Source organism: Streptomyces sp. 351MFTsu5.1, assembly GCF_000383655.1.
Taxonomy (GTDB): Bacteria; Actinomycetota; Actinomycetes; order Streptomycetales; family Streptomycetaceae; genus Streptomyces; species Streptomyces griseorubiginosus.
Window position 1 is genome coordinate 460983 of record NZ_KB911778.1, and the last position, 25018, is coordinate 486000.

19 protein-coding genes are annotated in these 25018 nt (G+C 71.3%); 12 read left to right on the forward strand and 7 right to left on the reverse strand.

Going from position 1 to position 25018, the window contains the following annotated elements:
* Positions 1-9: 9 nt before the first annotated feature.
* Together H295_RS44735 and H295_RS44740 are read right to left on the reverse strand one after the other, a co-directional pair.
* Positions 10-3117 carry a caspase family protein gene (locus H295_RS44735; RefSeq protein WP_051135534.1) on the reverse strand — a complete coding sequence of 1036 codons (3108 nt, stop codon included), beginning with the start codon at positions 3115-3117 and terminating at the stop codon, positions 10-12.
* Entirely contained in the window at positions 3104-3559 is a 456-nt protein-coding gene (locus H295_RS44740; protein WP_020135550.1) for an effector-associated constant component EACC1, read from the reverse strand. The genes H295_RS44735 and H295_RS44740 overlap by 14 nt, the downstream gene beginning before the upstream one ends.
* Positions 3560-3747: 188 nt before the next feature.
* Here H295_RS44740 and H295_RS0111715 point away from each other — a divergent pair, with 188 nt between their 5' ends.
* Both H295_RS0111715 and H295_RS0111720 read left to right on the forward strand, forming a co-directional pair.
* Positions 3748-4983: a sensor histidine kinase gene (locus tag H295_RS0111715; RefSeq protein ID WP_020135551.1), complete on the forward strand. Its 1236-nt coding sequence runs from the start codon at positions 3748-3750 to the stop codon at positions 4981-4983.
* On the forward strand, positions 4980-5648 hold the full coding sequence (locus tag H295_RS0111720; protein WP_020135552.1) for a response regulator: 669 nt from the start codon (positions 4980-4982) through the stop codon (positions 5646-5648). The genes H295_RS0111715 and H295_RS0111720 overlap by 4 nt, the downstream gene beginning before the upstream one ends.
* Here the strand turns inward: H295_RS0111720 and H295_RS0111725 are convergent.
* A complete protein-coding gene (locus H295_RS0111725; RefSeq protein ID WP_020135553.1) occupies positions 5645-6067 on the reverse strand; it encodes a VOC family protein in 423 nt (140 codons plus the stop codon). The two genes, H295_RS0111720 and H295_RS0111725, sit on opposite strands and share 4 nt — an antisense overlap.
* A gap of 260 nt (positions 6068-6327) precedes the next feature.
* Between H295_RS0111725 and H295_RS0111730 the strand changes: the two genes are divergently transcribed.
* The 3 genes from H295_RS0111730 (at position 6328) to H295_RS0111740 (ending at position 11539) form a co-directional block, all read left to right on the forward strand.
* Positions 6328-8667, forward strand: a complete 2340-nt coding sequence (locus H295_RS0111730) for an MMPL family transporter (protein ID WP_020135554.1) — start codon at positions 6328-6330, stop codon at positions 8665-8667.
* 70 nt (positions 8668-8737) lie between these two features.
* Positions 8738-9982 carry a L,D-transpeptidase gene (locus H295_RS0111735; protein WP_028809268.1) on the forward strand — a complete coding sequence of 415 codons (1245 nt, stop codon included), beginning with the start codon at positions 8738-8740 and terminating at the stop codon, positions 9980-9982.
* A gap of 171 nt (positions 9983-10153) precedes the next feature.
* Positions 10154-11539, forward strand: coding sequence for a glycoside hydrolase family 16 protein (locus H295_RS0111740; protein WP_020135556.1), 1386 nt, complete (start codon positions 10154-10156; stop codon positions 11537-11539).
* A gap of 54 nt (positions 11540-11593) precedes the next feature.
* On the opposite strand, the gene H295_RS0111745 is transcribed toward H295_RS0111740, so the two are convergent.
* The 4 genes from H295_RS0111745 to H295_RS0111760 form a co-directional block, all read right to left on the reverse strand.
* Positions 11594-12616, reverse strand: coding sequence for a TolB family protein (locus H295_RS0111745; RefSeq protein ID WP_020135557.1), 1023 nt, complete (start codon positions 12614-12616; stop codon positions 11594-11596).
* Positions 12613-13959, reverse strand: a complete 1347-nt coding sequence (locus tag H295_RS0111750) for an MFS transporter (RefSeq protein ID WP_020135558.1) — start codon at positions 13957-13959, stop codon at positions 12613-12615. The genes H295_RS0111745 and H295_RS0111750 overlap by 4 nt, the downstream gene beginning before the upstream one ends.
* 5 nt (positions 13960-13964) lie before the next feature.
* Positions 13965-14855, reverse strand: coding sequence for an alkaline phosphatase family protein (locus tag H295_RS0111755; RefSeq protein WP_020135559.1), 891 nt, complete (start codon positions 14853-14855; stop codon positions 13965-13967).
* Positions 14856-15056: 201 nt separating this feature from the next.
* A complete protein-coding gene (locus tag H295_RS0111760; protein WP_028809269.1) occupies positions 15057-15971 on the reverse strand; it encodes a helix-turn-helix domain-containing protein in 915 nt (304 codons plus the stop codon).
* A gap of 146 nt (positions 15972-16117) precedes the next feature.
* On the opposite strand from H295_RS0111760, the gene tkt reads away from it, so the two are divergent.
* The 7 genes from tkt to H295_RS0111795 are packed head-to-tail and all read left to right on the forward strand — an operon-like array spanning position 16118 to position 24942.
* Positions 16118-18193 carry a transketolase gene (gene tkt, locus H295_RS0111765; RefSeq protein ID WP_020135561.1) on the forward strand — a complete coding sequence of 692 codons (2076 nt, stop codon included), beginning with the start codon at positions 16118-16120 and terminating at the stop codon, positions 18191-18193.
* Between the two features lie 19 nt (positions 18194-18212).
* Complete coding sequence (gene tal / locus H295_RS0111770; RefSeq protein WP_028809270.1) at positions 18213-19358, forward strand: transaldolase; 1146 nt, start codon at positions 18213-18215, stop codon at positions 19356-19358.
* The gene (gene zwf / locus H295_RS0111775; protein ID WP_020135563.1) at positions 19355-20890 is read left to right on the forward strand and encodes a glucose-6-phosphate dehydrogenase; all 1536 of its coding nucleotides are present in this window, start codon (positions 19355-19357) and stop codon (positions 20888-20890) included. Before tal ends, zwf begins: the two co-directional genes overlap by 4 nt.
* On the forward strand, positions 20887-21822 hold the full coding sequence (opcA, locus tag H295_RS0111780; RefSeq protein ID WP_020135564.1) for a glucose-6-phosphate dehydrogenase assembly protein OpcA: 936 nt from the start codon (positions 20887-20889) through the stop codon (positions 21820-21822). Before zwf ends, opcA begins: the two co-directional genes overlap by 4 nt.
* A complete protein-coding gene (gene pgi / locus H295_RS0111785; RefSeq protein WP_020135565.1) occupies positions 21815-23467 on the forward strand; it encodes a glucose-6-phosphate isomerase in 1653 nt (550 codons plus the stop codon). The genes opcA and pgi overlap by 8 nt, the downstream gene beginning before the upstream one ends.
* Before the next feature lies 1 nt (position 23468).
* Entirely contained in the window at positions 23469-24347 is an 879-nt protein-coding gene (gene gnd, locus H295_RS0111790; RefSeq protein WP_020135566.1) for a phosphogluconate dehydrogenase (NAD(+)-dependent, decarboxylating), read from the forward strand.
* A 7-nt stretch (positions 24348-24354) separates the two neighbouring features.
* A complete protein-coding gene (locus H295_RS0111795) occupies positions 24355-24942 on the forward strand; it encodes a histidine phosphatase family protein (RefSeq protein WP_028809271.1) in 588 nt (195 codons plus the stop codon).
* Positions 24943-25018 lie beyond the last annotated feature (76 nt).

Here is a 25018-nt window from a genome sequence, read left to right on the forward strand (position 1 = left end):
CGGGGCCGGTCAGAGCCAACGCGTCAGTCGGCCGCGGCCGTTCGCCTCCTCCAGCAGACCGGCTTGTTCGGTCATACCCTCCTGGCGCACGCACTTCACCAGATGCTCCACGTCGGAGACCCGCGAGCGGCGGACCACCTTGCGGATCAGCTGCGCGGTCAGGCCGTCGAGCCGGGCGCCGCCCAGCACCGCCAGCACCTCGGGCATCCACTCCTCCAGCGGAGTGCGCTGCACCACGGAATCGAGGACGCGGTTCAGGTCGTAGCCGCGCTCCGACACGGCGAACACGACCAGGAGTTCCGCCAGTTCGTGGGGTTTGAGATATCTGCCCGCGTCTCTCAGCACCGTCGCCGTGTGGACTCCCACAGCCTGCTCGATGACCTCCTCGACGGCCTTGCTCAGGCGCGGCGCGCTCGGTGTCGCCGAGGCCCGCCGAATACGCATCGCGTCACCCCGTGACAACCCGTCGGCGTACAACCGCTCCAGTACGGCGGTCAGGTCCGGCCGGTCGGCCAGCGCGGAGAGCAGGGAGACGTCCAGGAGTCCGCCGCCGCGGGCCAGCAGCCAGTAGGTCGCGGTGGCGTGTTCCAGTCCGCCCGTGGCCAGCAGTCCGCGCAGGTCGTCGAGGCTGTGCTCGGCGTCCTCACGGAGGTGCGCCAACAGCTGTGGCGCGTCTGCCCGCCCGGACAGGGCGGTGCCGAGGACCCAGAGCAGCGGCTTCGTCTCACGCGGACCCGACCGTCCGGGCCGCCGTCCACGAAGCTCGGTGACCAGTTCCAGCACCAGGGAAGAGTCCATGCGGACGAGGGTCTCGGCCACCAGGCCCGCGACGCGCCATTCCACCACGACCGCGTAGACGCTGAGACTGACGAGCGTCGGAACTCCGAGCCGCGGAAGAGTGCGGGCGAGCCACGACTGCTGTTCCGCGCGCCGCGTGGCCGGTTGCCCCATGCGCGTGAACTGCCACAGGGTCTCGCCCAGCATGGACGGGTCGCGTGCGGCGATCAGTGCGAGGAGCCGTTCTCCGTCGGCGTGCCGCTCGTCCTGCCAGTACACGAGGAGAAGCCGGGCCAGGTGCTCACCGAGAGCGTCGGGCGCGATGTGCCTGTGGAGCGTTTCCACGTCGACCTCCCTCGCGAGGAGAGGAAGCTCGGAGAGCACCTCCCCCGCGGGAAGGTCCATGACGCCGGTCAGGACGAACTCGGCCTCCTCGCGCGCCCCGTGTCCGCGCAGGGCCGCCACGAGAGCGACCCGTTCCGCGACCGGGCGCGCGCAGGCCCGGTTCAGCAGCTTCGACGCCTCGTCACCCCGTTCGGGGCGAAGCGCCGAGACAAGGGCCGCGGCCTGCCGCAGATCCGTGTCGGCAGCCTCGGTGAGGACGCGCAGGGCGTCCAGAGGCAGGCCGTAGCTGCGCAGCGCCGCGGTGAGGGCCACGACGTCGGCGGCGTTCCTGCCGTCGTGGGTCGCCCAGTTCACGACGGTGACCAGGTCGGCGGGCCGGGTGCGCCGGATCCGTTCCATGAGATCCAGCACCTCCTCGACGGAAGCCCTCGCGAGGACGTCCCGGGCGCCCGCGTCGGCCCAGTCGAGGCCCTGGGTGTGCAGGGCCAGCGCCCAGTCGGCCGGTCCCCTCTCCCCGGGGACGGCGATCAGGCCGTCCAGCAGTGTCCCGGCGAGGGTACGCTCCCCGCTCTCCGCCATGGCACGCAGCAGCCGGGCCGTCTCCTCCGCCGTACGGGATGCGGCGAGCGCCGTGGGGAGGATCACGTACAGCCGGTACGCGGACGCGGTGGCGCCGCTCTCCACCAACGCGTCGGCGGCCCGGACGTACCGCGGATCGGGGTGTTCGGACACCAGCGCGCGCAGCAGCTTCAGCGCCTGGTCGCCGAGGTCGTGCCGGTGCAGGGCGAGCAGGAGGTCGGCCGACCCCTCCGGGCCCGCCTCGGTGAGTGCGGCGTGGAGCAGGCGTTCCGTCATCGGGTGCCCGTACTCGCGCACTTGCCGGGCCACTCCGGCGACGGCTGCCGGGCCCGCCGCGAGAAGCGCCGTGGAGACGGCGTCGACCACGGGACCGGCACCCAGTTGGTCGAGGACGTGCAGACATGCGGCGACGTCGCGCGGCGGTCGGCCGACGACGACCTGGCAGGCCAGCTGCGCCTCGCGGGTCATGCCCCGGTGGACCAGTTCCACCAGGAGTGCCGCCGTCTGCTGCTCGGGCCAACGCGCGGCGACCGCGGTGAGCACGGCGTCCGCGTCGGCGGCCCGCTGCGAGCGGGCCAAAGCGTTCAGTTGACCGACCAGGCCCGGCACGGTCTCGTCCAGCAGGCTCTCGTATCCGGGTGGCGGACTCGCCGTGAGCAGGCCGGCAGGCGGCCGGACCAGCGGGCCGGCCTTTGCCCGGTTGCGTACGAAGGTGATGCGGGCGCCGGCGTTGCGGGCCCGCTGCTGCGGGAGGGGCCCGCCCGCGGCCCGCAGGGCGCGGTCCACCGCGCGGTAGATGGTGTCCATGTCCAGCAGATCGTCGGCGTCGGGTTCGCCCTGTTCCAGCACCTTCACGAGTTCTCCGGTGAACAGGGTGTAGCGGGCGCCCGGTGGTGCCATCGACGTCCGGTTCTCCGCGGAGGAGGTCATCAGGAACGTGCCGTCGACCGCCGCGAAGTCGGCGACACCCGACGGTCCCATGACGCCCTTCAGAGCGCGGCCGCTGAAGCAGGTGTCGAGGATGACCACCTTGTGCCGGGCCTTGCAGGCGCCGAGGATCACCGATCGGACGCGGTCGTAGGACAGGGCTCTGTAGAGGTGCTCCCGGGAGGTGTCCGGCAGGGCGAGCTGGAGGCCGTCGGGCTGGTCGGGCAGACCGTGTCCCGCGAAGTACAGCAGGAAGGTGTCCTCGGCCTCGGAGGCGGCCTTGTGCACGGCGTCGAGGACCTCGCGGTCCGACTGCGGGTCCAGCAGGACCTGACAGTGCTCGGCGGACAGTCCCCACAGGCCGGGGTCGCGCAGGAGTTCGCTCAGACGCGCCACGTTGTTGGCGACCGCGGGGAGCGACTCGAGGAGTGAGTAGTTCTGTACGCCGACGATGACCGCGCGAGCGGTGGAAGGGTCAGGCAGTGCCATGGCCGTGAACCCCTTCCCGGCCTCTGCCGGCGACGGTGCCTTCGTCCGGCCGGCGGGCGGGGCCGTCCTGATCCGGCGGCGCCGTCACTCGCGGCCGGTTGTCCGCACTCTCCCGCAGCAGGGCCAGGACACGCTCCAACGCCTCGGGGCCGTCGTCCGTCACGGTGACCGTCGCGCCGTCCGGGAAGGTGACCGTGACACCGGGCGCAGCGGGCCGGGTGGAGCGCCAACTCGCGTAGGCGATCGCCAGGTTCAGCGCGGCGATGCCCTGGCCGACCACGACCTCGACGACGTCGAGCGCGCCCATGGTGCCGGCCGTGTCGAGGGGCACCCGGCGGATCTCAGCGGTCCGGTGCAGTTCGCCGTCGCCGACCAGCCAGTCGTGGAGTTCGTCGAGCAGGTGCCCGTCCTCGTGATCCGGAGCAGCGATGACCACGCGCATGATTCCCCCCTGGGCTCCGGGCGATGATTCGAGTGGCGAGTGTAGGGCGCGGGCCGCCGCCCCATCCGGAGAACAGCGGGTCTGTACCCGGCTGTGCTACGCGGGCGGTGGATATCCCCCGTATCGGTGACGTCCCCGGCGGGCGCGGCTCGTGATACTGGAACGGCCCCGGCCCCGAGGAGCCGCCCATGTCCGCCGCACGGTCCCTGTACTGCCTGGTCGTGACCCGCGCGAGGTCGGCGCATCCGTACGACCTGGTCGTGAACCGCCTCAGGTCGGCCAACCCGTACGCCGTCGACAGCGCGCTCGCCGTGCTGCTGCTGTTCGCCGCGTCCCTGCAGTGGATGTTCCCGGACGAGGGGGACGACCGGCTCACCCTGGCGGGCTGGCTGCTGGGAGCCGCCACGGCGGTCCCGCTGATCTGGCGGCGCCGCTTCCCCTACGCGACCGCCCTGGCCGTCTCGGCGGCCACCACCGCGATGGCCTACTACCACGCGCCCCCGCCCGACGTCGCCTACAGCGGCCTCGTCGTCCTCTACACCATGGCCGTCCAGGGGCTGCCCCGGCAGCGCCGCAGCATGCTGGCGAGCTGGCTGCTCGGGGCCGTGCTGACCATGCAGTACAAGGAGCACGCCCAGCCCTTCGAGTACGCCTTCCACCTCACCGGCATGGTCTGCGCCTACGGCCTCGGTGTGCTGGCCCGCCTCCAGCGCGCGTACACCGCGGCCGTCGAGGACCGGGCCGCCCGCCTGGAGCGGGAGCGGGCCGCGGAGACCGCGCGGGCCATCGCCCAGGAACGGGCCAGGATCGCCCGGGACATGCACGACATCCTGGCGCACGCGGTGAGCCTGATGGTCGTCCAGGCGGAGGCCGGACCGGTCGTGGTGCGCAGCGACCCGGCCCGTGCCGAGGCGGCGTTCGACGCGATCGCCGCCAGCGGGCGGGACGCCATGGGCCAACTACGGCGGATCCTCGGGGTGTTGAAGGAGCAGGAGCGCCGGAGCGGCGCCACCCGGCTGCCGCAGCCCGATCTCGCCTCGCTCCCGTCCCTGGTCCGCCAGGTCGCCGAATCGACCGGCCTGCGGGTCGACTTCCGTGTCCGCGGCCGGCCACACCCCCTTCCTCCGGACACCGAGGTCGCCGCCTATCGCGCGGCGCAGGAAGCCCTGACCAACACCGTCAAGCACGCGTACGCTTCCCGTGCACAGGTGGAACTCGACTGGGGGGACGACGAGTTGACACTCACTGTGACAGACGACGGCACCGGGCCCGGGCACCCGGACGGCGGGCACGGGCTGATCGGCCTCAGGGAGCGGGCGGTGGCCTGCGGGGGCAGCGCGGAGACCGGGCCGGGACCCGAAGGCGGCTTCCGGGTCGTCGTACGACTGCCCGCCCGTGCCGGCCGGGAGGCGGCGCTCGGGTGAGCATCCGGGTGGTCGTCGCCGACGACCAGGAACTGGTCCGCAGCGGCTTCAGCATGATCCTGGAGGCGCAGCCGGACATCGAGGTGGTCGCGGAGGCCGGGGACGGCGCTGAGGCGGTCGCCGCGGTCCGGCGGCACACGCCCGACGTCCTCCTCCTCGACATCCGGATGCCGGTCATGGACGGTCTGGAGGCGGCCCGGCGCGTGTGCGCGGGGTCCGGCTGCAAGGTGGTCATGCTGACCACGTTCGACCTCGACGAGTACGTGTACGACGCCCTGTACGCGGGTGCCAGCGGCTTCCTCCTCAAGGACGTCCGCCGCGACGACCTCGTCCACGCGGTCCGCGTGGTGGCGGGCGGCGACTCCCTCCTCGCCCCGGCCGTCACCCGCCGTCTGGTGGCGGACATCGTGCGCCGCCGCCGGGAGGAGACGGCCACGGAGGCCACCCCGGACCGCCTGGACGTCCTGACGGCCCGGGAGGTGGAGACCCTGCGGATGCTGGCGCGGGGCCTGTCCAACGCCGAGATCGCGACAACGCTGTTCGTGAGCGAGCACACGGTGAAGACCCATGTCAGCAACGTCCTGAGCAAGTTGGGTCTGCGGGACAGGGTCCAGGCGGTGATCCGCGCGTACGAGACGGGTCTGGTGACCCCGGGTTCGCCCTAGCCGGGTTCCCCCTGGTCCCCGAGTTCGGTGAACAGGGTGAGCTGGAGTGAACCCGGCGCCTCCAGGCGGGAGTTGAGGGAGTTCCACGGCGTGCGGGTCGGCTCGGCGATCACGTCCGCCCCGGCCTCGGCCAGCCTCGCCGTGACCGCCGTCGAGTCGTCGACCTCGAAGGCGACCCGGATGTGCCCGGCGACCCGCTTGCCGACCTCCACCTCGTCGATGAACGCGGCATGGTTCGGATCGGTGAGCTCCAGCGTGGCCCGCCCCGCCTCCAGGATCGTGACCCTGCCGTCGGGCGACGAGAACGCGGCCCGCTCGGGCAGGCCGAGCACGTCACGGTAGAAGCGCAACGCCTCGTCGTAGTCGTCCGCGGTGACGACGAGACGGAGTTCACGGACGGCGGGCGGTACCTCGGACATATGACCTCCTGGTAGGTGTCCTCAAGGTCAACTCCCGGACCGGTACCGAAGATTCCTCCCCCGTGGGAGTGAGACGGCACCGGGTCTCATCCCTCCGGCGGAGCCTCCGAAACCGCCCGCGGCGGCGATCCGGCGAGCAGGCCCACCGCATCAGTCTGAGGGAACCATCGACCACCGGCGCTCTCGACCACCGCGCCTTCGACCGCCGTGCCTTCGACCACCGGTGCCACCAGCCACCGCCAACCCGCCGGGAGGCCCCCGTGCTCTCCACGCTCGCCCGGGCGGCGACCCGTCGCCCGCTCACCGTCATCGGCCTCTGGGCCGCGTTCCTGCTGCTGGGCTTCGGCCTCGGGACGGGGGTCTTCGCCGACCTCTCCGACGACGTGCCCGATGTCCCCGGCACCGAGTCCGACCTGGCCGACGACCACCTCTCGCGCATCGACCCGACCGGCGAGTCCGTCACCGCGGTCGTCGCGGGCGAGGCCGTGTCCGACGCGGCCCTGCGCGCCCAGGTCGAGCGGACCGTCGCCGAGGTCCGCCGGATCGCCGGGGTCGCCGACGTACCGGACCCGTACACCACCCCCGGTCTCACCGCCCGTGACGGACAGGCCCTCGTCATCCCCGTCACCTTCGAGGGCGGTCTCGGCGACGAGGCCGAGGAGGAGGCCACGGACTCGGCGGTGGAGACCATCAAGCGGATCGACGCGCCCGACGTGCACGTCAGCGGCGGCGAACTCCTCGGCAGGCAGCTCGGCGAGCGGGCCCAGCAGGACGTGAAGAAAGCCGAGTCGGTCTCCCTGCCGGTCGTCCTCGCCCTGCTGCTCGTCGTGTTCGGCGGACTGCGCGCCGCCGCACTGCCGCTGGTGATCGCGGTGAGCGGGATCGCGGGCGCGTTCCTCGGCCTGTTCGTCTTCAGCCAGGTCACCGACATCTCGGTCTACGCGATCCAGGTCACCACCATGCTGGGCCTCGGACTCGCCGTCGACTACGCCCTGTTGACGCTGGTCCGCTTCCGCGAGGAACGCCGGCACACCGACGACGTGGTGGAGGCCGTGCACCGCACGGTCGCCTCGGCCGGCCGGACCGTCCTGTTCTCCGGGCTCACCGTGGCCGTCTCCCTGACCGGACTGCTGGTCTTCCCGAGCGTGTTCCTGCGCAGCATGGGCCTGGCCGTCGCTGCGGTCGTGGTGGTCGACATGCTGGCCGCGGTCACCCTGCTGCCCGCGCTGCTCACCAGGTTCGGCGGGCGCATCCGGCCCTCGAAGGCGCGTTCCGAGGACGAGGAGGGCAGGGTCTTCGCCCGCCTCGCCCGCTTCGCGCAGCGCCGCCGGACCGCCGTCCTGGTCACCGTCGTCCCGGTCCTGCTGCTCCTGGCCGTGCCCGTGACGGGCCTGCGCATCGCCATCGGGGACGCCCGGCAGCTGCCCGCGTCCACCGAGGCTCGGCAGTTGTACGACACGGTCGACGCGCACTTCCCGAAGGGCACCGGGGTCTCCCCCGTGGTGGTGGTCCTCGGGCCCGGCACCTCCCCCGCGACCGCCGACCGGATCCGCGCCCTGGTCCCGCAGGCCGAGTCCCGTGACCTGCCGGGCGGCACCACGGTCGTGGAACTGCCACCGCCGGGCAGCGTGGACGGCGGGGCGGCCACCGGCCTGGTCGAACGGGTCCGGGAGATACGCGGCGACGAGCCCGTCCAGGTCACCGGGGTCGCGGCCCGGCTGGTCGACTTCCGCGCGATGCTCGCCGAGCGGGCACCCTGGGCCGCGCTGACCGTCCTGGCCGCCATCTTCGTCCTGCTGTTCGCCTTCACCGGCTCGGTACTGCTCCCGCTGCGCACCGTCGCGACCACGCTGCTCAGCCTGGGCGCCGCGCTCGGGGTGGTGGTGTGGGTCTTCCAGGACGGCCACGGGGCCGGGCTGCTCGGCGGCGAGGGGCTGGGCGCGCTGAGCCTGACCGCGCCTCCGCTGATCGTGTCGATCGCCTTCGGGCTGGCCATGGACTACGAGATCTTCATCCTGGCCCGGATGCGGGAGAGCCTGTCGGCCGACCGGAGTCGCACCCTCGCCGACCGTGCGTCGCGGCCGCCGGCGCGTGCGATCGCAAGGCGCCGGGGCGCCCTCGACGGGGGGCCCGCCGCGCGAGCGGCTTCGAGCGCGGGCGAGGAGCCACGTGAGCGGTCCGGCCACGGCGCGGGCGTGCGTTCCGGGCGTCGCGAGGCAGGCAGGGGTCTGCCGACGGGCTCCACGGCCCGCCGGCACGGCGGGGACGAGCGGGAGGCGGTGGTGACCGGGCTGCGCCGCTCGGGGCGGGTCGTCACCTGTGCCGCGCTGCTGCTCGCGGTGGTCTTCGGCGCCTTCATGACCGGCGGCTTCTCGCCCATCCTCCAGATCGGCCTCGGGCTGACCCTGGCCGTGCTGATCGACGCGACGGTCGTACGGATGCTGCTGGTCCCGGCGACGATGGCGCTGCTCGGCAGGCGTGCCTGGTGGGCCCCGAAGTCGCTGCGCCGGGCGCACGAACGGTTCGGGCTGCGGGAGACGGCGCCCGCACCGCCCCTCCGTGCCGAGTCCTCACCGGAATCTCAGGCGGCGGACCGCTGATTCCAAGGATCAGCACAGGTGCGCGCGGCAGCATGCACCCGCAGAGGCGGATTTCTCAGGAAGGTGTGCCGTGGGCGTCCCGCACATATCGAACCGGTCCGGACGAGAGAGGGAGAGGTGGTCCCGGCGCGGGGTGCTCGCCGTTCTGGGTGCCGTGCCGGCCGCTGTCGTCCTGACGGGATGCGGCGATTCCGCGGACGCCTCGGAGGCGTCCGCGACACCGACAGCGGCCCCGTCCGCACGGGCCGCCGCGAAGAAGGCGACCATCGCGGTCACCCCCGCCGACGGCACCACCAAGGCCGACTTCGCGAGCCCCGTCCAGGTCACCGTCACCGACGGCACGCTGGCCTCCGTGAAGGTGACCGGCAACGACGGCTCCACGCTGGCCGGAACCCTCGACGAGGCCAGGACCAGGTGGACTTCGACGAGGAACCCGTACTCGGGCACGAAGTACACGGTGACGGCGACCGCGCAGACCGGCACCGCGCAGACCACGACCTTCACCACCAGGTCCCCCGGCGAGACCTTCGTGGGCTACTTCACCCCCGAGGCGAACTCCACCTCCGGCGTCGGCATGCCGGTGTCGGTCAACTTCACCCACGCCGTGTCCGACCGGGCCGCCGTCCAGAAGGCGATCACTGTGACGGCGGAGCCCGCGGTGGAGATCGTGGGCCACTGGTTCAGCGATACCCGGCTCGACTTCCGCCCGGAGACCTACTGGGCGCCCGGCACGAAGATCACGCTCGGTCTCCGGCTCAAGGACGTGCAGGGCGCGGACGGCGTCTACGGCGTCCAGTCGAAGGACGTCACCTTCCACATCGGCCGCGAGCAGATCAGCACGGTCGACCTGGCCACCAAGGAGATGACGGTCAGGCGCGACGGCTCGGCGATCGCCACCTACCCGGTCTCCGGCGGCGACTCCGGCCACACCACCTGGTCCGGGATCATGGTCATCAGCGAGCGGTTCCAGCAGACCCGCATGGAGTCCTCGACGGTCGGCCTCGGCGACGAGTACGACATCCCCGACGTCCCGCACGCCCAGCGCCTGACCACCTCCGGGACCTTCGTCCACGGCAACTACTGGGCGTCCACCTCGGTGTTCGGTCACCAGAACACCAGCCACGGCTGTGTCGGCCTGCACGACGCGAAGGGCGCGAACGACCCGTCCGTGAACGGCTACAAGTTCTACAAGAGCTCCATGCTCGGCGACGTCGTGATCGTGAGGAACTCCGGCGAGAGGACCGTGGAGCCGTCGAACGGGCTCAACGGCTGGAACCTGTCGTGGGCGGACTGGAAGGCGGGCAGCGCCGTCTAGCGGGTGCGCCCGGTTTCAGAGGGTGAACTCACCGGGGCCGAAAGGACTTTCACGGCTCAACCTCTTGACGGCCGGAGTGACTGCGAGCACATTGGGCCCACTTTGAGAGCGCTCTCAACGGCTCCCGAAGACACCCGCGCTCACTTCTCCCCGTACCCGAGAGGCACCCCCATGAGTGAAACCTCCGGTATACCCAGACGGCGGCGGGCCCTCGTCGCCGTCCTGAGCACCCTCGGTCTGGCCGCGGCCCTCGCGACCGCCGCCACCCTCCCCGCCGACGCCTCCGCCCCCACCCCGCCGACCGGCTGGTCACAGGTCTTCGTCGACGACTTCAACGGCACCGCGGGGACCGGCGTCAACACCTCGAACTGGCAGTACGCGACCGGGACTTCGTATCCGGGCGGCCCCGCGAACTGGGGCACCGGCGAGGTCGAGACGATGACCAACAGCACCAGCAACGTGGCGCTGGACGGCAACGGCAACCTGCGCATCACCCCGCTGCGCAACGCGGCCGGCAACTGGACCTCGGGCCGCATCGAGACCAACCGCACCGACTTCCAGCCGCCGGCCGGCGGCAAGCTGCGCGTCGAGGCCCGCATCCAGATGCCGAACGTCACCGGCACCGCCGCCGAGGGCTACTGGCCCGCGTTCTGGATGCTGGGCGCGCCCTACCGCGGCAACTACCAGAACTGGCCGGGCGTCGGTGAGCTGGACATCATGGAGAACGTCCAGGGCATGAACCGCGTGTGGGCCACCATGCACTGCGGCACCAACCCGGGCGGCCCCTGCAACGAGACGACGGGCATCGGCAACAACGTCCCCTGTCCCGGCTCCACCTGCCAGTCCGCGTTCCACACCTACACCATGGAGTGGGACCGCTCGGTGAGCCCCGAGACGATCCGCTTCTACGTCGACGGCACCCAGTTCCACTCCGTCAACGCGAGCCAGGTGGACGCGACGACCTGGGCCAACGCCACCAACCACGGGTACTTCGTCATCCTCAACGTGGCGATGGGCGGCGCGTTCCCCGACGCGTTCGGCGGCGGGCTGGACTCCGGCACGCAGTCCGGTGTGCCCATGGTCGTGGACTACGTTCAGGTGCTCTCCGCGGGGGGTGGCGGTACCACTCCCCCGCCGAGCGGCGGCCGGGACGCGTACAGCACGATCCAGGCGGAGTCCTTCAACGGCCAGAACGGGGTCGGCACCGAGACCACGACCGACACCGGGGGCGGCCAGAACATCGCCTCGCTGGCCAACGGCGACTGGGCGCTCTACCAGAACGTCGACTTCGGATCCGCCGGGGCCACCCAGTTCGTCGCCCGGGTGGCGAGCGGCGCGGCCGGCGGGGTGAGCGGTCTGGTCGAGGTACGGCTGGACAGCCCGACGGCGACTCCGGTCGGCAGCTTCTCGGTCGCCAACACGGGTGGCTGGCAGTCCTGGAGAACGGTCCCGGCGAACATCGGCCGGGTCACCGGCACCCACTCCGTCTATCTGACCTTCACCAGCGGCCAGCCGGCCGACTTCGTGAACGTGAACTGGTTCAACTTCGGTCACTGACAGGGTGGTCGGGCTGTCCGGGAGGCCGGTCCTGGTCTCCCGGACAGTCCCGTGTCAGCCCAGGTACGCAGGTGCGACCGCCGACTTCATCAGACGGCGGGCCGCGCCGGTGCCGTCGGCGGGGACCGTCCACAGGTCCGAGCCGTAGTCGCCGGGCAGGGCGTAGACGAGGGTGTGGTCGTCGGACCACAGGGCCTGGTCGTCGACGTTGCGGGACTCGGCGGTCGCGGTCTCCTTCATGGTCCGCAGGTCCAGGACGTACAGCCGCCAAGGGGCTTCCGGCGAGGCCCCCTTGACGCGTTTCTTGTAGGCGACGCGGGTACCGTCCGGCGACAGGGACGGGCACTCCACGTTGCCGTGCAGGGTGGTGAGGGTGCGGGCGGTGACGTCGCCGCGCACCAGGTAGGTCCGGCCACCGGTGGCGAGCGTGGCGTAGAAGCGGTCGTCGTCGGCGAAGGTGACGCCCCAGATGTTGGTGTCCGCCGCGTGGTGAGTCCGGCCGTCCTTGATGACGCGGAAGGTCTCCAGGTTGTCGTCGACCGTCCAGGTGCGGGTGTCGACGATCGCCGTGCGGGTGGAGAAGTTCGTCCCGGCGTACGAGTCGCCGCTGACGAACACCGTCCAGGCGACCAGGTGTCCGGAGGGCGAGACCCGGGCCCGGGTGGGGATGCCCGCGGCGGGAAAGCGGTGCCGTACACGCAGGTGGGAGTCGAGCACCACCGCACGGTAGGTGTCCTCCAGAGCGCCGTGCACGGCCTGGAGACAGATGCCGGTGCCGGCCGCGGCGTGAAAGCGCAGGCACTTCACGCCCGACGCGGTGCGCGGGCCCTCGGGGTCGTCGGCGGGCACGGCGGCTATCTCGTCGCGGTGCGGGCCCCAGGCCAGGTTGCGGACCAGCAGCCGGCGCGGGGCCGTCGGGCGCAGCGGGACGGTACCGGCCCGCACGGTGGGTCCGTCGGCCTGCTGCTCGTCCTTCCGGTCCGACCGGTGGGCGGCGTGCAGCACCGCCCCGGTGCCGACCGCGCCCAGCAGGAGGACGGCGACAAGAAGGGTGAGCAGACGGGTCGTCCGTGTCATGCGCGCACCTCCGGGACGGTCGCTGCCGTCTCGTCGCCGGTCCGGAGCAGGAACGCGGCCGCGGCGGCGCTGACCGCCAGCCCGGCCGCGGCCACGGCGAGCGCGGTCCGGCCGCCCCACAGGCTCCAGGCGGCGCCGAAGGCGAGCGAGCAGCCGAACCGGGCCAGTGCCTGGCCGGTGCCGACGAGTGCCTGCCCGGCGCCCTGGTGCCGGTCCGGGACGACTGAGGCGGTGGCGGCCGCGAGGACTCCGTCGGTGGCCGCGTAGAAGGTGCCGTGCAGCACGAGGACGGCGAGCACCGCCGGGACGCCGTGCCACGGGGAGAGCACCAGGCCGTAGCCGAGCAGGAGGACGCCGTGGCCGGCCAGGAAGAGGCGGCGGCGGCTGACGCGGTCGGCGAGCGCGCCCAGCGGGACGGCGAGCAGCAGGAAGGAGGCGGCGGTACCGAGGGGCAGCAGCGGGAACAGGTGGGCGGGCAGGTCGCCCTCGCGCTGGAGCAGCAGGTACAGGAAGGAGTCGCTGACGGTGGTCAGGCCGAGCAGGGCCGCGCACACCGTGAGCCGCCGCAGCTCCGGCCGTCGCAGCAGCCCGAGCGCGTCGCGCAACGCCGGGGGCCGGGACGGCTCGGGTGAGCGGGACGGTCGTACGGCATCAGGGGCCGGGGACGGTCGTACGGCATCCGTGGGAGCGGCGTTGTGCCGGGGCACGAACAGCACCAGCACCAGGACGCCGAGCGCGGCCACGCAGGCGCTGACCGTGAAGACGGCGTCGTAGCCGTCGACGGTGGCCCGCAGGACGGCGAAGGCGACCAGGGGGCCGAGGAGGGCGCCGGTGGTGTCCATGGCGCGGTGGACGCCGAACGCCCGTCCGCGGTGGGCGGGTTCGGTGGCCAGCGAGATCATCGCGTCGCGCGGGGCCGTGCGCAGGCCCTTGCCGGTGCGGTCGACCGCGAGCACCGCGCCGAGGACGGGCAGGGTGTGGGCCAGCGGCAGCAGGGGTTTGCACAGCGCCGAGAGGCCGTAGCCGAGGCCCGCGACGAGCTTGTGCCGGTGTCCTCCCCGGTCGGCGAGATGGCCGCCGGCCAGCCGGACCAGGGCGCCGACGCCGTTGTTGATGCCGTCGAGGAGGCCGAAGCCGAGCGGGGACAGGCCGAGGCCCGCGACCACGTACAGCGGCAGGACGGCGGTGACCATCTCGGAGGAGACGTCCGTGATCAGGCTGACCGCGCCCAGGGCGAGCACGGTGGACGGCACGACGGCCCGCCGCCGCACCGGAGGGGTGTCCGGTGCGGCGGCGGCCCTGGTGCCGCGGGCGTCCGTGGAGCGGGAGTCCGCGAGGTACACCGGCGTCAGTTCCAGATGCCGGTGATGTCGGCGGCCGAGGCGGCGTTGCCCGCGTGGGTGCTCAGGCCGGCCAAATCCTCGATCGTGCGCAGCACGTTGTAGTGGTTGCAGGTGGTGGAGCTGGTGCTGCCCGGCGTGACGTGCTGCCCGTAGAAGAGGGTGGGGATCCGGTTGCCGGAGAGCTTGTTGTCCTCGTCGAAGGTGACGGCGAGGATGCTGTTGTGGGTCTTGGCCCAGGTGGCGTACGCGCCCAGGTTGTTCTTGATCCAGGTGTCACCTGTGGAGACCGAGCAGTCGTGCATGTCGCTGCACAGGTTCGGGACGACGAAGGAGACCTTGGGCAGGGTCGTGTAGTCGCTCGGGAACTGCGCGAACGTCTTGGCCGTGCTGGTCGGCACGTTGGAGAAGCCGAACCAGGGGTTGTGCTTCTGCGCGTAGTTCCCGCTGCTGCACGTCGTCGAACCCTGGCTGGGCAGCGACTCGTTCCAGCTCGCCCAGGTCTTGCCCGCGGCGATGAGTTCCGAGGCGAGGTTGGGGGCGGAGATCGACCCGACGCTCACGCAACTGTCGTCGGTGCGGCCCTGGTTGGAGCCGGAGAACAGCATGTAGTAGTTGGGCTCGCTCGGGTGGGTGAGGCCGTAGGACTGGGTGAGGTCCGCGCCTCCCGCCTTGAGCGTGTTGTTGAGGTAGGGGGCGCTGGAGCTGCCGATGACCTGGGAGTAGGCGTGGTTCTCCATGACCACGACGACCACGTGGTCGGGGGTGGGGAGCGCGGCGGCCTGGGCGGTGGTGGCGGTCGCCGCCCACACGCCGACCGAGGCGGCGGTGAGGGCGAGGGCTCCGGCGAGCGCGGAGAGGGAACGTCGTTTGCGCGAGGGTGCCTTGACGGCGGCCATGACTGTCCTCCGGACAGAGGTGACGGACGTTCGTGGGGGTGGCGGCGCGGCAACAGTAGGGGGCTCGGGCCGGCCCCGAGTGAAGGCCGGGCGAACCGCGGGTCATGCCGGGCAAAGTTCGCCTCTCGCACAGGTCATGCACGGCAAAGACCCAGTCAAATGGACATGACAAACCTGACGGAGCCTCAACTCCCCGGGAACTCACCGCAACTCCGCCCGGAACGCCGCCGGTGTCATCTCCGTGTGCTGCTGGAAGAACTTCGAGAAGTTCGCCGCGTCCGGGAAGCCGATCGCCGCCCCCACCCGGCCGATCGGCAGGTCCGTGTGGGCCAGCAGGCGCTTGGCCTCCAGGACCACCCGCTTGTCGATGAACCCCTTGGGCGTCTCCCCCGTCGCCGCGCGGACCGCGCGCACCAGGGTCCGGCGGGAGTAACCGAGCGCGTCGGCGTAGGCGCTGACGCTGTGGTTGGTGGCGAACCCCTTCTCCACGGCGTCCCGGAACAGGGTGAACGTCGACTCCGCCTGCCGCCCCGCGTCCGCCGAGCTCGCCGCCAGATGGGCGAGGCGCAGCAGGAACGCCGTCAGGGTGTGCCGCAGGACCGCGGTGTGCAGGCTCAGCGGGAGGGTCGCCGTGTCCTCGTACTCCCGCTGGAGCTGGGCCAGTCCCGCCTTGAGTCCGGCCAACTGCGGCTCCGAGGGCCGCAGCAGGGGCGGCAGGTCGTAGCGGTAGAGCCCCGTCGCCTCCACCGTCGCCCGCGGCAGGAACCCCGGTTGCATGGTGAGCACGGTTCCGCGGTACTCGCTCGTCGGGGAGAAACGGTGGACCTGACCCGGGCGGATCCACAACAGGTCGCCCGCCGTCGCCTCGTACTCGGCGAAGTCGATCATGTGGCGGACGGGTCCGCCGTCGAAGAGCATCACGACATGGAAGTCGATGCGGTGCACACGCTCCAGCGGGGCATCCGCATGCCAGGTGCGGTCGGTTCCCATGGGCCCCACCTGCATGCCCACTCCGCCCACGCTGAGCTCGACGGGAAAGGGGAACGTTCTGATCCCGTCCACCTGGCCGTCATCGGCTCCGCCTTGGATGGAGCCTTGGGTCGTTCTGTCCGCCATGTCCTTCTCGCGCCGCCCGCCTGAAGCGTTCCGTGTCCCACTTTCACCACAGGCTGGCACACCGCGACCTTCCCCCGTAAAAGTCAGACTTTTAAGTTCGAACACGTCAGACCAGCAATCCCGCTCCGATCGAGGATTTCTTGAAGATGAGCACGCAGACACCGGACACCTTCGAATGGACCGAACTCGACCGGCGTGCCGTCGACACCGCCCGCCTGCTGGCGGCCGATGCCGTGCAGCAGGTCGGCAACGGACACCCGGGGACCGCGATGGCCCTGGCCCCGGCGGCGTACACGATCTTTCAGAAGGTGATGCGGCACGACCCGGCGGACCCCGAGTGGACCGGCCGTGACCGCTTCGTCCTCTCCCCCGGCCACACCTCGCTGACGCTCTACACCCAGCTCTTCCTCTCCGGGTACGAGCTGGAGCTCGACGACCTGAAGGCGTTCCGCACCCACGGCTCCAAGACGCCCGGTCACCCCGAGTACGGGCACACCGCGGGCGTCGAGACCACCACCGGTCCGCTCGGCCAGGGTGTCGCCAACGCCGTCGGCATGGCGATGGCCGCCCGCTACGAGCGCGGCCTGTTCGACCCCGAGGCCCCCGAGGGCGAGTCCCCCTTCGACCACACCATCTGGGCGATCGTCTCCGACGGCGACCTCCAGGAGGGCATCTCCGCCGAGGCCTCCTCCCTCGCCGGCCACCAGAGGCTCGGCAACCTGGTCTTCCTCTACGACGACAACCACATCTCCATCGAGGGCGACACCGCGACCGCGTTCTCCGAGGACGTCCTGGGGCGCTACGAGGCCTACGGCTGGCACACCCAGCGCATCGAGCCCGGCGCCGACGGCGACATCGACGTACAGGCCCTGTACGGGGCCCTGAAGACGGCCCAGGCCGAGACCGGGCGCCCCTCGATCATCGCGATGCGCACGGTCATCGCCTGGCCCGCCCCGAACGCCCAGAACACCGAGGCCGCCCACGGCTCCGCGCTCGGCGCCGACGAGGTCGCCGCCACCAAGCGCGTCCTCGGCTTCGACCCGGACAAGAGCTTCGAGGTCGCCGACGAGGTCCTCGCCCACACCCGGCAGGCCCTGGACCGGGGTGCCGAGGCGCACGCGGCCTGGGACAAGCAGATCTCCGCCTGGCGCGGTGAGCAGCCCGAGCGGGCGCGGCTCTTCGACCGGGTGGTCGCGGGCCAGCTCCCCGAGGGCTGGGAGTCCGCGATCCCCGTGTTCGAGGAGGGCGCCTCGGTCGCGACCCGGGCCGCCTCCGGCAAGGTCCTCCAGGCGCTCGGCCCGGTGCTGCCCGAGCTGTGGGGCGGTTCCGCCGACCTCGCCGGCTCGAACAACACCACGATCGACAAGACCAGCTCCTTCCTCCCGGAGGGCAACCCGCTGCCGGAGGCCGACCCGTACGGCCGAACGGTCCACTTCGGGATTCGCGAGCACTCGATGGCCGCCGAGATGAACGGCATCGCGCTGCACGGCAACACCCGGATCTACGGCGGCACCTTCCTGGTGTTCTCCGACTACATGCGCAACGCGGTCCGGCTGTCCGCGCTGATGCAGCTGCCCGTCACCTACGTCTGGACACACGACTCCATCGGTCTCGGTGAGGACGGCCCGACGCACCAGCCGGTCGAGCACCTGGCGTCGCTGCGCGCCATCCCGGGCCTGAACGTGGTCCGCCCGGCCGACGCCAACGAGACCGCGATCGCCTGGGCCGAGATCCTGAAGCGGCACGCCACCGACCCGGCCCCGCACGGCCTCGCGCTCACCCGCCAGGGCGTGCCGACCTACGCGCCGAACCCGGACGCGGCCAGGGGCGGATACGTCCTTGCCGAGTCGTCGAAGGAGACCCCCGACGTCGTCCTCATCGCCACCGGTTCCGAGGTCCAGCTCGCCGTCGCCGCGCGGGAGCGGCTGGAGGCCGAGGGGGTCGGCACCCGGGTGGTGTCGATGCCGTCCGTGGAATGGTTCGAGCAGCAGCCGAAGGAGTACCGCGAGCGGGTCCTTCCGCCGTCCGTGCGAGCCCGCGTCGCAATCGAGGCCGGTATCGGTCTGACGTGGTACCGCTTCATTGGTGACGCAGGACGCATCGTCTCCCTCGAACACTTCGGCGCCTCCGCCGACGCGAAGACCCTGTTCGCCGAGTACGGCTTCACCGCCGAGAACGTCGCCGCAGCAGCCAGGGAATCGCTGGCCGCCGCGCGTGGTTGATCCGACCGCCAGAAAGAAGATGATCAAAGTGACCGAAGCTACCGCCACCGCGGGAGCACTCAAGCGCCTGTCCGACGAGGGCGTCTCCATCTGGCTGGACGACCTGTCACGCAAGCGGATCGAGTCAGGGAACCTCGCCGAGCTCGTCGCCACGAAGCACGTCGTCGGCGTCACCACCAACCCCTCCATCTTCCAGGCCGCCATCGGCTCCGGAGCGGGCTACGAGGAGCAGCTGAGCGACCTCGCCGCCCGGGGCGTGACGGTCGACGAGGCCGTCCGGATGATGACGACCGCCGACGTCCGCGCCGCCGCCGACGTGCTGCGCCCGGTGTACGACGCCACCGGCGGCCGGGACGGCCGGGTCTCCATCGAGGTGGACCCCCGTCTGGCCCACAACACCCGGGCGACGGTCGCCGAGGCCAGGCAGCTCGCCTGGCTGGTGGACCGCCCCAACGTCATGATCAAGATCCCGGCGACGAAGGCCGGCCTCCCCGCGATCACCGAGGTCATCGCCCTCGGCATCAGCGTCAACGTCACGCTGATCTTCTCGCTGGAGCGCTACCGCGAGGTCATGGACGCCTACCTGGCCGGCCTGGAGAAGGCCGCGAAGAAGGGCCTCGACCTCTCCACGATCCACTCGGTCGCCTCGTTCTTCGTCTCCCGGGTCGACTCCGAGATCGACAAGCGGCTCACCGTCCTCGGCACGGAGCAGGCCCTCGCGCTCAAGGGCAGGGCGGCGCTCGCCAACGCGCGGCTCGCCTACCAGGCGTACGAGGAGGTCTTCTCCGGAGCGCGCTGGAACTCTCTGGGCGGCGCCCGCGCCAACCGGCAGCGCCCGCTGTGGGCCTCGACCGGCGTGAAGGACCCGGCCTACAAGGACACCCTCTACGTCGACGACCTGGTCGCCCCCGGCACGGTCAACACCATGCCCGAGGCCACGCTGAACGCCACCGCCGACCACGGCGGCATCACCGGCGACACGGTGACCGGCGGCTACGCGCAGGCCCGCGCCGACCTGGCCGCCGTGGAGGCGCTCGGGATCTCCTACGACGAGGTCGTGCGGCAGCTGGAGGACGAGGGCGTCGCCAAGTTCGAGGTGGCCTGGCAGGACCTGCTGGACGCCGTCACCAAGTCGCTGAACAGCAAGGGAGTTGACGCGGAATGACCATCACCGCCGACTGGGAGAACCCGCTGCGCGACGAGCGCGACCGGCGTCTCCCCCGGATCGCCGGGCCCTCCGGTCTCGTCATCTTCGGCGTCACCGGCGACCTGTCCCGCAAGAAGCTGATGCCGGCCGTCTACGACCTCGCCAACCGCGGCATGCTCCCGCCGGGCTTCTCGCTCGTCGGGTTCGCCCGCCGGGACTGGGAGGACGAGGACTTCGCGCAGATCGTGCACGACTCAGTGCGCGAGCACGCGCGGACCGAGTTCCGTGAGGAGGTCTGGCAGCAGCTCTCCGAGGGCATGCGGTTCATCCCGGGCGACTTCGACGACGACACGGCGTTCAAGCAGCTGCGCCAGACCGTCGAGGACCTCGACAAGGCCCGCGGCACCAGCGGCAACTACGCCTTCTACCTCTCCGTGCCGCCGAAGTTCTTCCCGAAGGTCGTGAAGCAGCTCAAGAAGCACGGTCTCGCGGACGCCCCCGAGGGGTCCTGGCGGCGCGCGGTCATCGAGAAGCCGTTCGGCCGCGACCTGAAGAGCGCCCGCGAGCTCAACGCCCTCGTGCACGACGTGTTCGAGCCGGACCAGGTGTTCCGGATCGACCACTACCTGGGCAAGGAGACCGTCCAGAACATCCTGGCACTGCGCTTCGCCAACCAGATGTACGAGCCGATCTGGAACCGGTCGTACGTCGACCACGTGCAGATCACGATGGCCGAGGACATCGGCATCGGCGGCCGGGCCGGCTACTACGACGGCATCGGCGCCGCCCGTGACGTCATCCAGAACCACCTGCTCCAGCTGATGGCCCTGACCGCCATGGAGGAGCCGGCCGCCTTCGACGCCGAGTCGCTGCTCACCGAGAAGCTGAAGGTCCTGCGGGCCGTGAAGCTGCCGGAGGACATCGGCAAGAGCGCCGTGCGCGGGCAGTACGCGGGTGCCTGGCAGGGCGGCGAGAAGGTGCTCGGGTACCTGGAGGAGGAGGGCATCGACCCCCACTCCACCACGGACACCTACGCGGCCATCAGGCTGAACGTCGACAACCGCCGCTGGGCGGGCGTGCCGTTCTACCTGAGGACCGGCAAGCGGCTGGGCCGGCGCGTGACCGAGATCGCCGTCGTCTTCCAGTCCGCCCCGCACTCCCCCTTCGACCACACGGCCACCGAGGAGCTCGGCAAGAACGCCATCGTCATCCGGGTGCAGCCGGACGAGGGCATGACGGTCCGGTTCGGGTCGAAGGTGCCGGGCACCTCGATGGAGATCCGGGACGTGACGATGGACTTCGCGTACGGCGAGTCGTTCACGGAGTCCAGCCCGGAGGCCTACGAGCGGCTCATCCTGGATGTCCTCCTCGGGGACGCCAACCTGTTCCCGCGTCACCAGGAAGTGGAAGAGTCCTGGAAGATCCTCGACCCGATCGAGGAGCACTGGGCCCACCACGGCCGTCCGGCGCAGTACGCGTCGGGTACCTGGGGACCCGAGGAAGCCGACGAGATGCTCGCACGAGACGGACGGAGCTGGCGCAGGCCATGAAGATCGACCTGACCGACACCACGGCAAGCAAGATCAACAAGGCGCTGGTGCAGGGTCGCCGCGCCATCGGGACGCCCGCCGTGGGCATGGTCCTGACGATGGTGATCGTCACGGACGAGGAGAACGCCTACGACGCGATCAAGGCGGCCGAGGAGGCCTCGCACGAGCACCCCTCGCGCACCCTGGTCGTCATCAAGCGGCACGCCCGCACCGCCCGCGACCGGATGTCCTCCAAGCTGGACGCCGAGGTCCGCGTGGGCGCCGACGCCGGCACCGGCGAGACGGTGATCCTCAGGACCTACGGCGAGGTCTCCGACCACGCCGACTCCGTGGTGCTGCCGCTGCTGCTGCCGGACGCCCCGGTGGTCGTGTGGTGGCCGGTGGACGCGCCGGAGAACCCGGCGAAGGACCCGCTGGGCGCACTGGCCCAGCGCCGGATCACCGACCTGTACGCCGTCGAGGACCCCCTCGCGGTGCTGGACACCCGGGTCCGCTCCTACGCGCCCGGCGACACCGACCTCGCCTGGACCCGACTGACGCCGTGGCGCTCGATGCTGGCGGCGGCCCTCGACCAGGCCCGGGCGCAGATCATCTCCGGGGCCGTGGAGGCCGAGGCCGACAACCCCGCCGCCGAACTCCTCGCGCGCTGGCTGGAGGCCCGCCTCAAGGTGCGGATCGAGCGGGTCGTCACCGCCGGTCCGGTCGTCACGGCCGTCCGTCTGGGCACCGCGAACGGCGAGATCGTCATCGACCGCCCCGAGGGCCCGCTGGCCACGCTGTCCCTGCCGGGCCAGCCCTCCCGCACCCTCGCCCTCAAGGTCCGCACCACCTCCGAACTCATCGCCGAGGAACTTCGCCGCCTCGACGCCGACGAGATGTACGCCGTCGCCCTCCGGGGCGAGGGAAGCAAGGAGACCCCTGCTCATGTCTGACTCCCCCCTGCTGACGCGCCGCCCCGAGTGGACGGCCCTGGAGGACCACCGCGCCGAGGGGACCCCCCGTCTGCGCGAGCTGTTCGCGAAGGACCCGGGGCGCGCGGAGCGCTACGTCGTGCGCGTCGGCGATCTGCGCATCGACTACTCCAAGCACCTGATCACCGACGAGACCCTGGCCCTGCTCCAGGAACTGGCCACCGCCACCGACGTGTTCGGCCTGCGGGACGCCATGTTCCGCGGTGAGCGGATCAACCTCACCGAGGACCGGGCGGTCCTGCACACCGCGCTGCGCGCTCCCGCGAACGCGGTCGTCGAGGTCGACGGCGAGAACGTCGTGCCCCGTGTGCACGCCGTACTGGACAAGATGAGCGACTTCGCGCACCGGGTCCGCTCCGGCGAGTGGACCGGCCACACCGGCAAGCGGATCAGGAACGTCGTCAACATCGGCATCGGCGGCTCCGACCTCGGTCCCGCGATGGCGTACGAGGCCCTGCGGGCCTTCACAGCACGGGAGTTGACCTTCCGTTTCGTCTCCAACGTGGACGGCGCCGACCTGCACGAGGCGGTGCGGGACCTGGACCCGGCGGAGACCCTGTTCATCGTGGCGTCGAAGACGTTCACCACGATCGAGACGATCACCAACGCCACCTCGGCCCGCTCCTGGCTCCTCGAGGGCCCCGCCGGACTCCACGACGACAAGGCCGTCGCGAAGCACTTCGTGGCCCTGTCGACGAACGCCGAGAAGGTCACGGACTTCGGCATCGACCCGGACAACATGTTCGAGTTCTGGGACTGGGTCGGCGGCCGCTACTCCTACGACTCGGCGATCGGGCTCTCCCTGATGATCGCCATCGGCCCGGACCGCTTCCGGGAGATGCTCGACGGCTTCCGGATCGTCGACGAGCACTTCCGCAACGCCCCCGCCGAGGCCAACGCCCCGCTGCTGCTCGGCCTGCTGGGCATCTGGTACGGCAACTTCCACGACGCCCAGTCGCACGCCGTGCTGCCCTACAGCCACTACCTGTCCAAGTTCACCGCGTACCTCCAGCAGCTGGACATGGAGTCCAACGGCAAGTCGGTGCAGCGCGACGGCCGTCCGGTGGAGTGGCAGACCGGTCCGGTGGTGTGGGGCACGCCCGGCACCAACGGACAGCACGCGTACTACCAGTTGATCCACCAGGGCACCAAGCTCATCCCGGCCGACTTCATCGGCTTCGCCCGCCCGGTCGACGAGCTGAGTGACGAACTCAAGGCGCAGCACGACCTGTTGATGGCCAACCTGTTCGCTCAGGGACAGGCGCTCGCCTTCGGCAAGACCGCCGAGGAGGTCCGTGCGGAGGGCGTGCCCGAGGAGCAGGTGGCGCACCGCACCTTCCAGGGCAACCACCCCACGACCACGATCCTCGCGAAGGAGCTCACCCCTTCCGTCCTCGGCCAGCTGATCGCCCTCTACGAGCACAAGGTGTTCGTCCAGGGCGCGGTCTGGAACATCGACTCCTTCGACCAGTGGGGCGTCGAGCTCGGCAAGGTCCTCGCCAAGCGCGTCGAGCCCGCCCTGACCGAGGGCGCGGACGTCCCCGGTCTCGACCCCTCCACCACCGCCCTGGTGGCCGCCTACCGTGAACTGAAGGAAGTGCTCTGACATGCAGTTGGGACTCATCGGCCTGGGCAAGATGGGCGGCAACATGCGCGAGCGGATCCGCCGCGCGGGCCACACCGTCATCGGCTACGACCGCAACCCCGAGGTCTCCGACGTGGCGAGCCTCGCCGAGCTGGTCGACAAGCTCGAAGCCCCGCGTGTGGTGTGGGTGATGGTGCCGGCCGGCGCCGCCACCCAGTCCGTCGTGGACGAGCTCGGCGACCTCCTGTCTTCCGGTGACACCGTGGTCGACGGCGGCAACTCCCGCTACACGGACGACGAGAAGCACGCCGCGGAGCTGGCCACCAAGGGCATCGGCTTCATCGACGCCGGTGTCTCCGGCGGCGTGTGGGGCCTCCAGAACGGCTACGCCCTGATGGTCGGCGGCGACAAGAAGGACGTGGAGCGGCTCCAGCCGATCTTCGAGGCGCTCAAGCCCGAGGGGCCGTACGGCTATGTCCACGCGGGCAAGGTCGGCGCCGGGCACTTCTCCAAGATGGTCCACAACGGCATCGAGTACGCCATGATGCAGGCGTACGCCGAGGGCTGGGAGCTGCTGGAGAAGGTCGAGTCGGTGGACAGCGTGCGGGAGGTGTTCCGCTCCTGGCAGGAGGGCACCGTCATCCGCTCGTGGCTGCTCGACCTCGCGGTCAACGCCCTCGACGAGGACGAGCACCTCGACAAGCTGAAGGGCTACGCGCAGGACTCCGGCGAGGGCCGCTGGACCGTGGAGGCGGCAGTCGACAACGCGGTGCCGCTGCCCACGATCACCGCCTCGCTCTTCGCGCGGTTCGCGTCCCGTCAGGACGACTCCCCGCAGATGAAGATGATCGCGGCGCTGCGCAACCAGTTCGGCGGTCACGCCGTCGAAGCGAAGAAGTAGGCGCGTCGTGGGGGATCTTCTTCTGGTCCGCCACGGCGAGACGGAGTGGAGCGTGTCGGGACAACACACCAGCTGGACCGACCTGCCCCTCACCCAGCACGGCGAGGAACAGGCCAAGTTGCTCGCTCCGCTCCTGTCGGGCCGGACCTTCTCGCTCGCGCTGACCAGTGAGCTGGGCCGCGCGATACGCACCGCCGAACTGGCGGGCATCACCGGGGCCGTGACCGACCCCGACCTCCACGAGTGGGACTACGGCGCCTACGAGGGCGTCACCACGGTCGACATCCACCGGACCCGGCCCGACTGGGACCTGTGGACCGACGGGGTCCCGCCCGGGCCCGAAGGGCACCCCGGGGAGTCGCCGGAGCAGATCGGCCGGCGGGCCGACCGGGTGCTGGCCCGGGTGGACACGGCGCTCACTGACGGCGACGTGATCCTCGTGGCCCACGCCCACTTCCTGCGGGTCCTCACGGCCCGCCGGCTGGGGCTCGCCCCGGCGGACGGCCGGCTCTTCCAGCTGGCCACGGGCACGGTGAGCCGGCTGTCGACGGAGCACGACCGGCCGGTGATCGCGGAGTGGAACACACGCGCCTAGTACGGCAGTTGCGGACGGCCCGGGAGCACGCCTCCCGGGCCGTCCGCGTCGTCGAGGGCCTGTTGACACCGGGGCG

Coding starts and splice junctions, on each gene's coding strand:
- tal (WP_028809270.1), top strand. CDS start 18,213: ATGATCAAAGTGACCGAAGCTACCGCCACCGCGGGAGCACTCAAGCGC.
- zwf (WP_020135563.1), top strand. CDS start 19,355: ATGACCATCACCGCCGACTGGGAGAACCCGCTGCGCGACGAGCGCGAC.
- tkt (WP_020135561.1), top strand. CDS start 16,118: ATGAGCACGCAGACACCGGACACCTTCGAATGGACCGAACTCGACCGG.
- H295_RS44735 (WP_051135534.1), bottom strand. CDS start 3,117: ATGGCACTGCCTGACCCTTCCACCGCTCGCGCGGTCATCGTCGGCGTA.
- H295_RS0111760 (WP_028809269.1), bottom strand. CDS start 15,971: ATGGCGGACAGAACGACCCAAGGCTCCATCCAAGGCGGAGCCGATGAC.
- H295_RS0111725 (WP_020135553.1), bottom strand. CDS start 6,067: ATGTCCGAGGTACCGCCCGCCGTCCGTGAACTCCGTCTCGTCGTCACC.
- H295_RS0111755 (WP_020135559.1), bottom strand. CDS start 14,855: ATGGCCGCCGTCAAGGCACCCTCGCGCAAACGACGTTCCCTCTCCGCG.
- H295_RS44740 (WP_020135550.1), bottom strand. CDS start 3,559: ATGCGCGTGGTCATCGCTGCTCCGGATCACGAGGACGGGCACCTGCTC.
- pgi (WP_020135565.1), top strand. CDS start 21,815: ATGTCTGACTCCCCCCTGCTGACGCGCCGCCCCGAGTGGACGGCCCTG.
- H295_RS0111740 (WP_020135556.1), top strand. CDS start 10,154: ATGAGTGAAACCTCCGGTATACCCAGACGGCGGCGGGCCCTCGTCGCC.
- H295_RS0111715 (WP_020135551.1), top strand. CDS start 3,748: ATGTCCGCCGCACGGTCCCTGTACTGCCTGGTCGTGACCCGCGCGAGG.
- opcA (WP_020135564.1), top strand. CDS start 20,887: ATGAAGATCGACCTGACCGACACCACGGCAAGCAAGATCAACAAGGCG.
- gnd (WP_020135566.1), top strand. CDS start 23,469: ATGCAGTTGGGACTCATCGGCCTGGGCAAGATGGGCGGCAACATGCGC.
- H295_RS0111745 (WP_020135557.1), bottom strand. CDS start 12,616: ATGACACGGACGACCCGTCTGCTCACCCTTCTTGTCGCCGTCCTCCTG.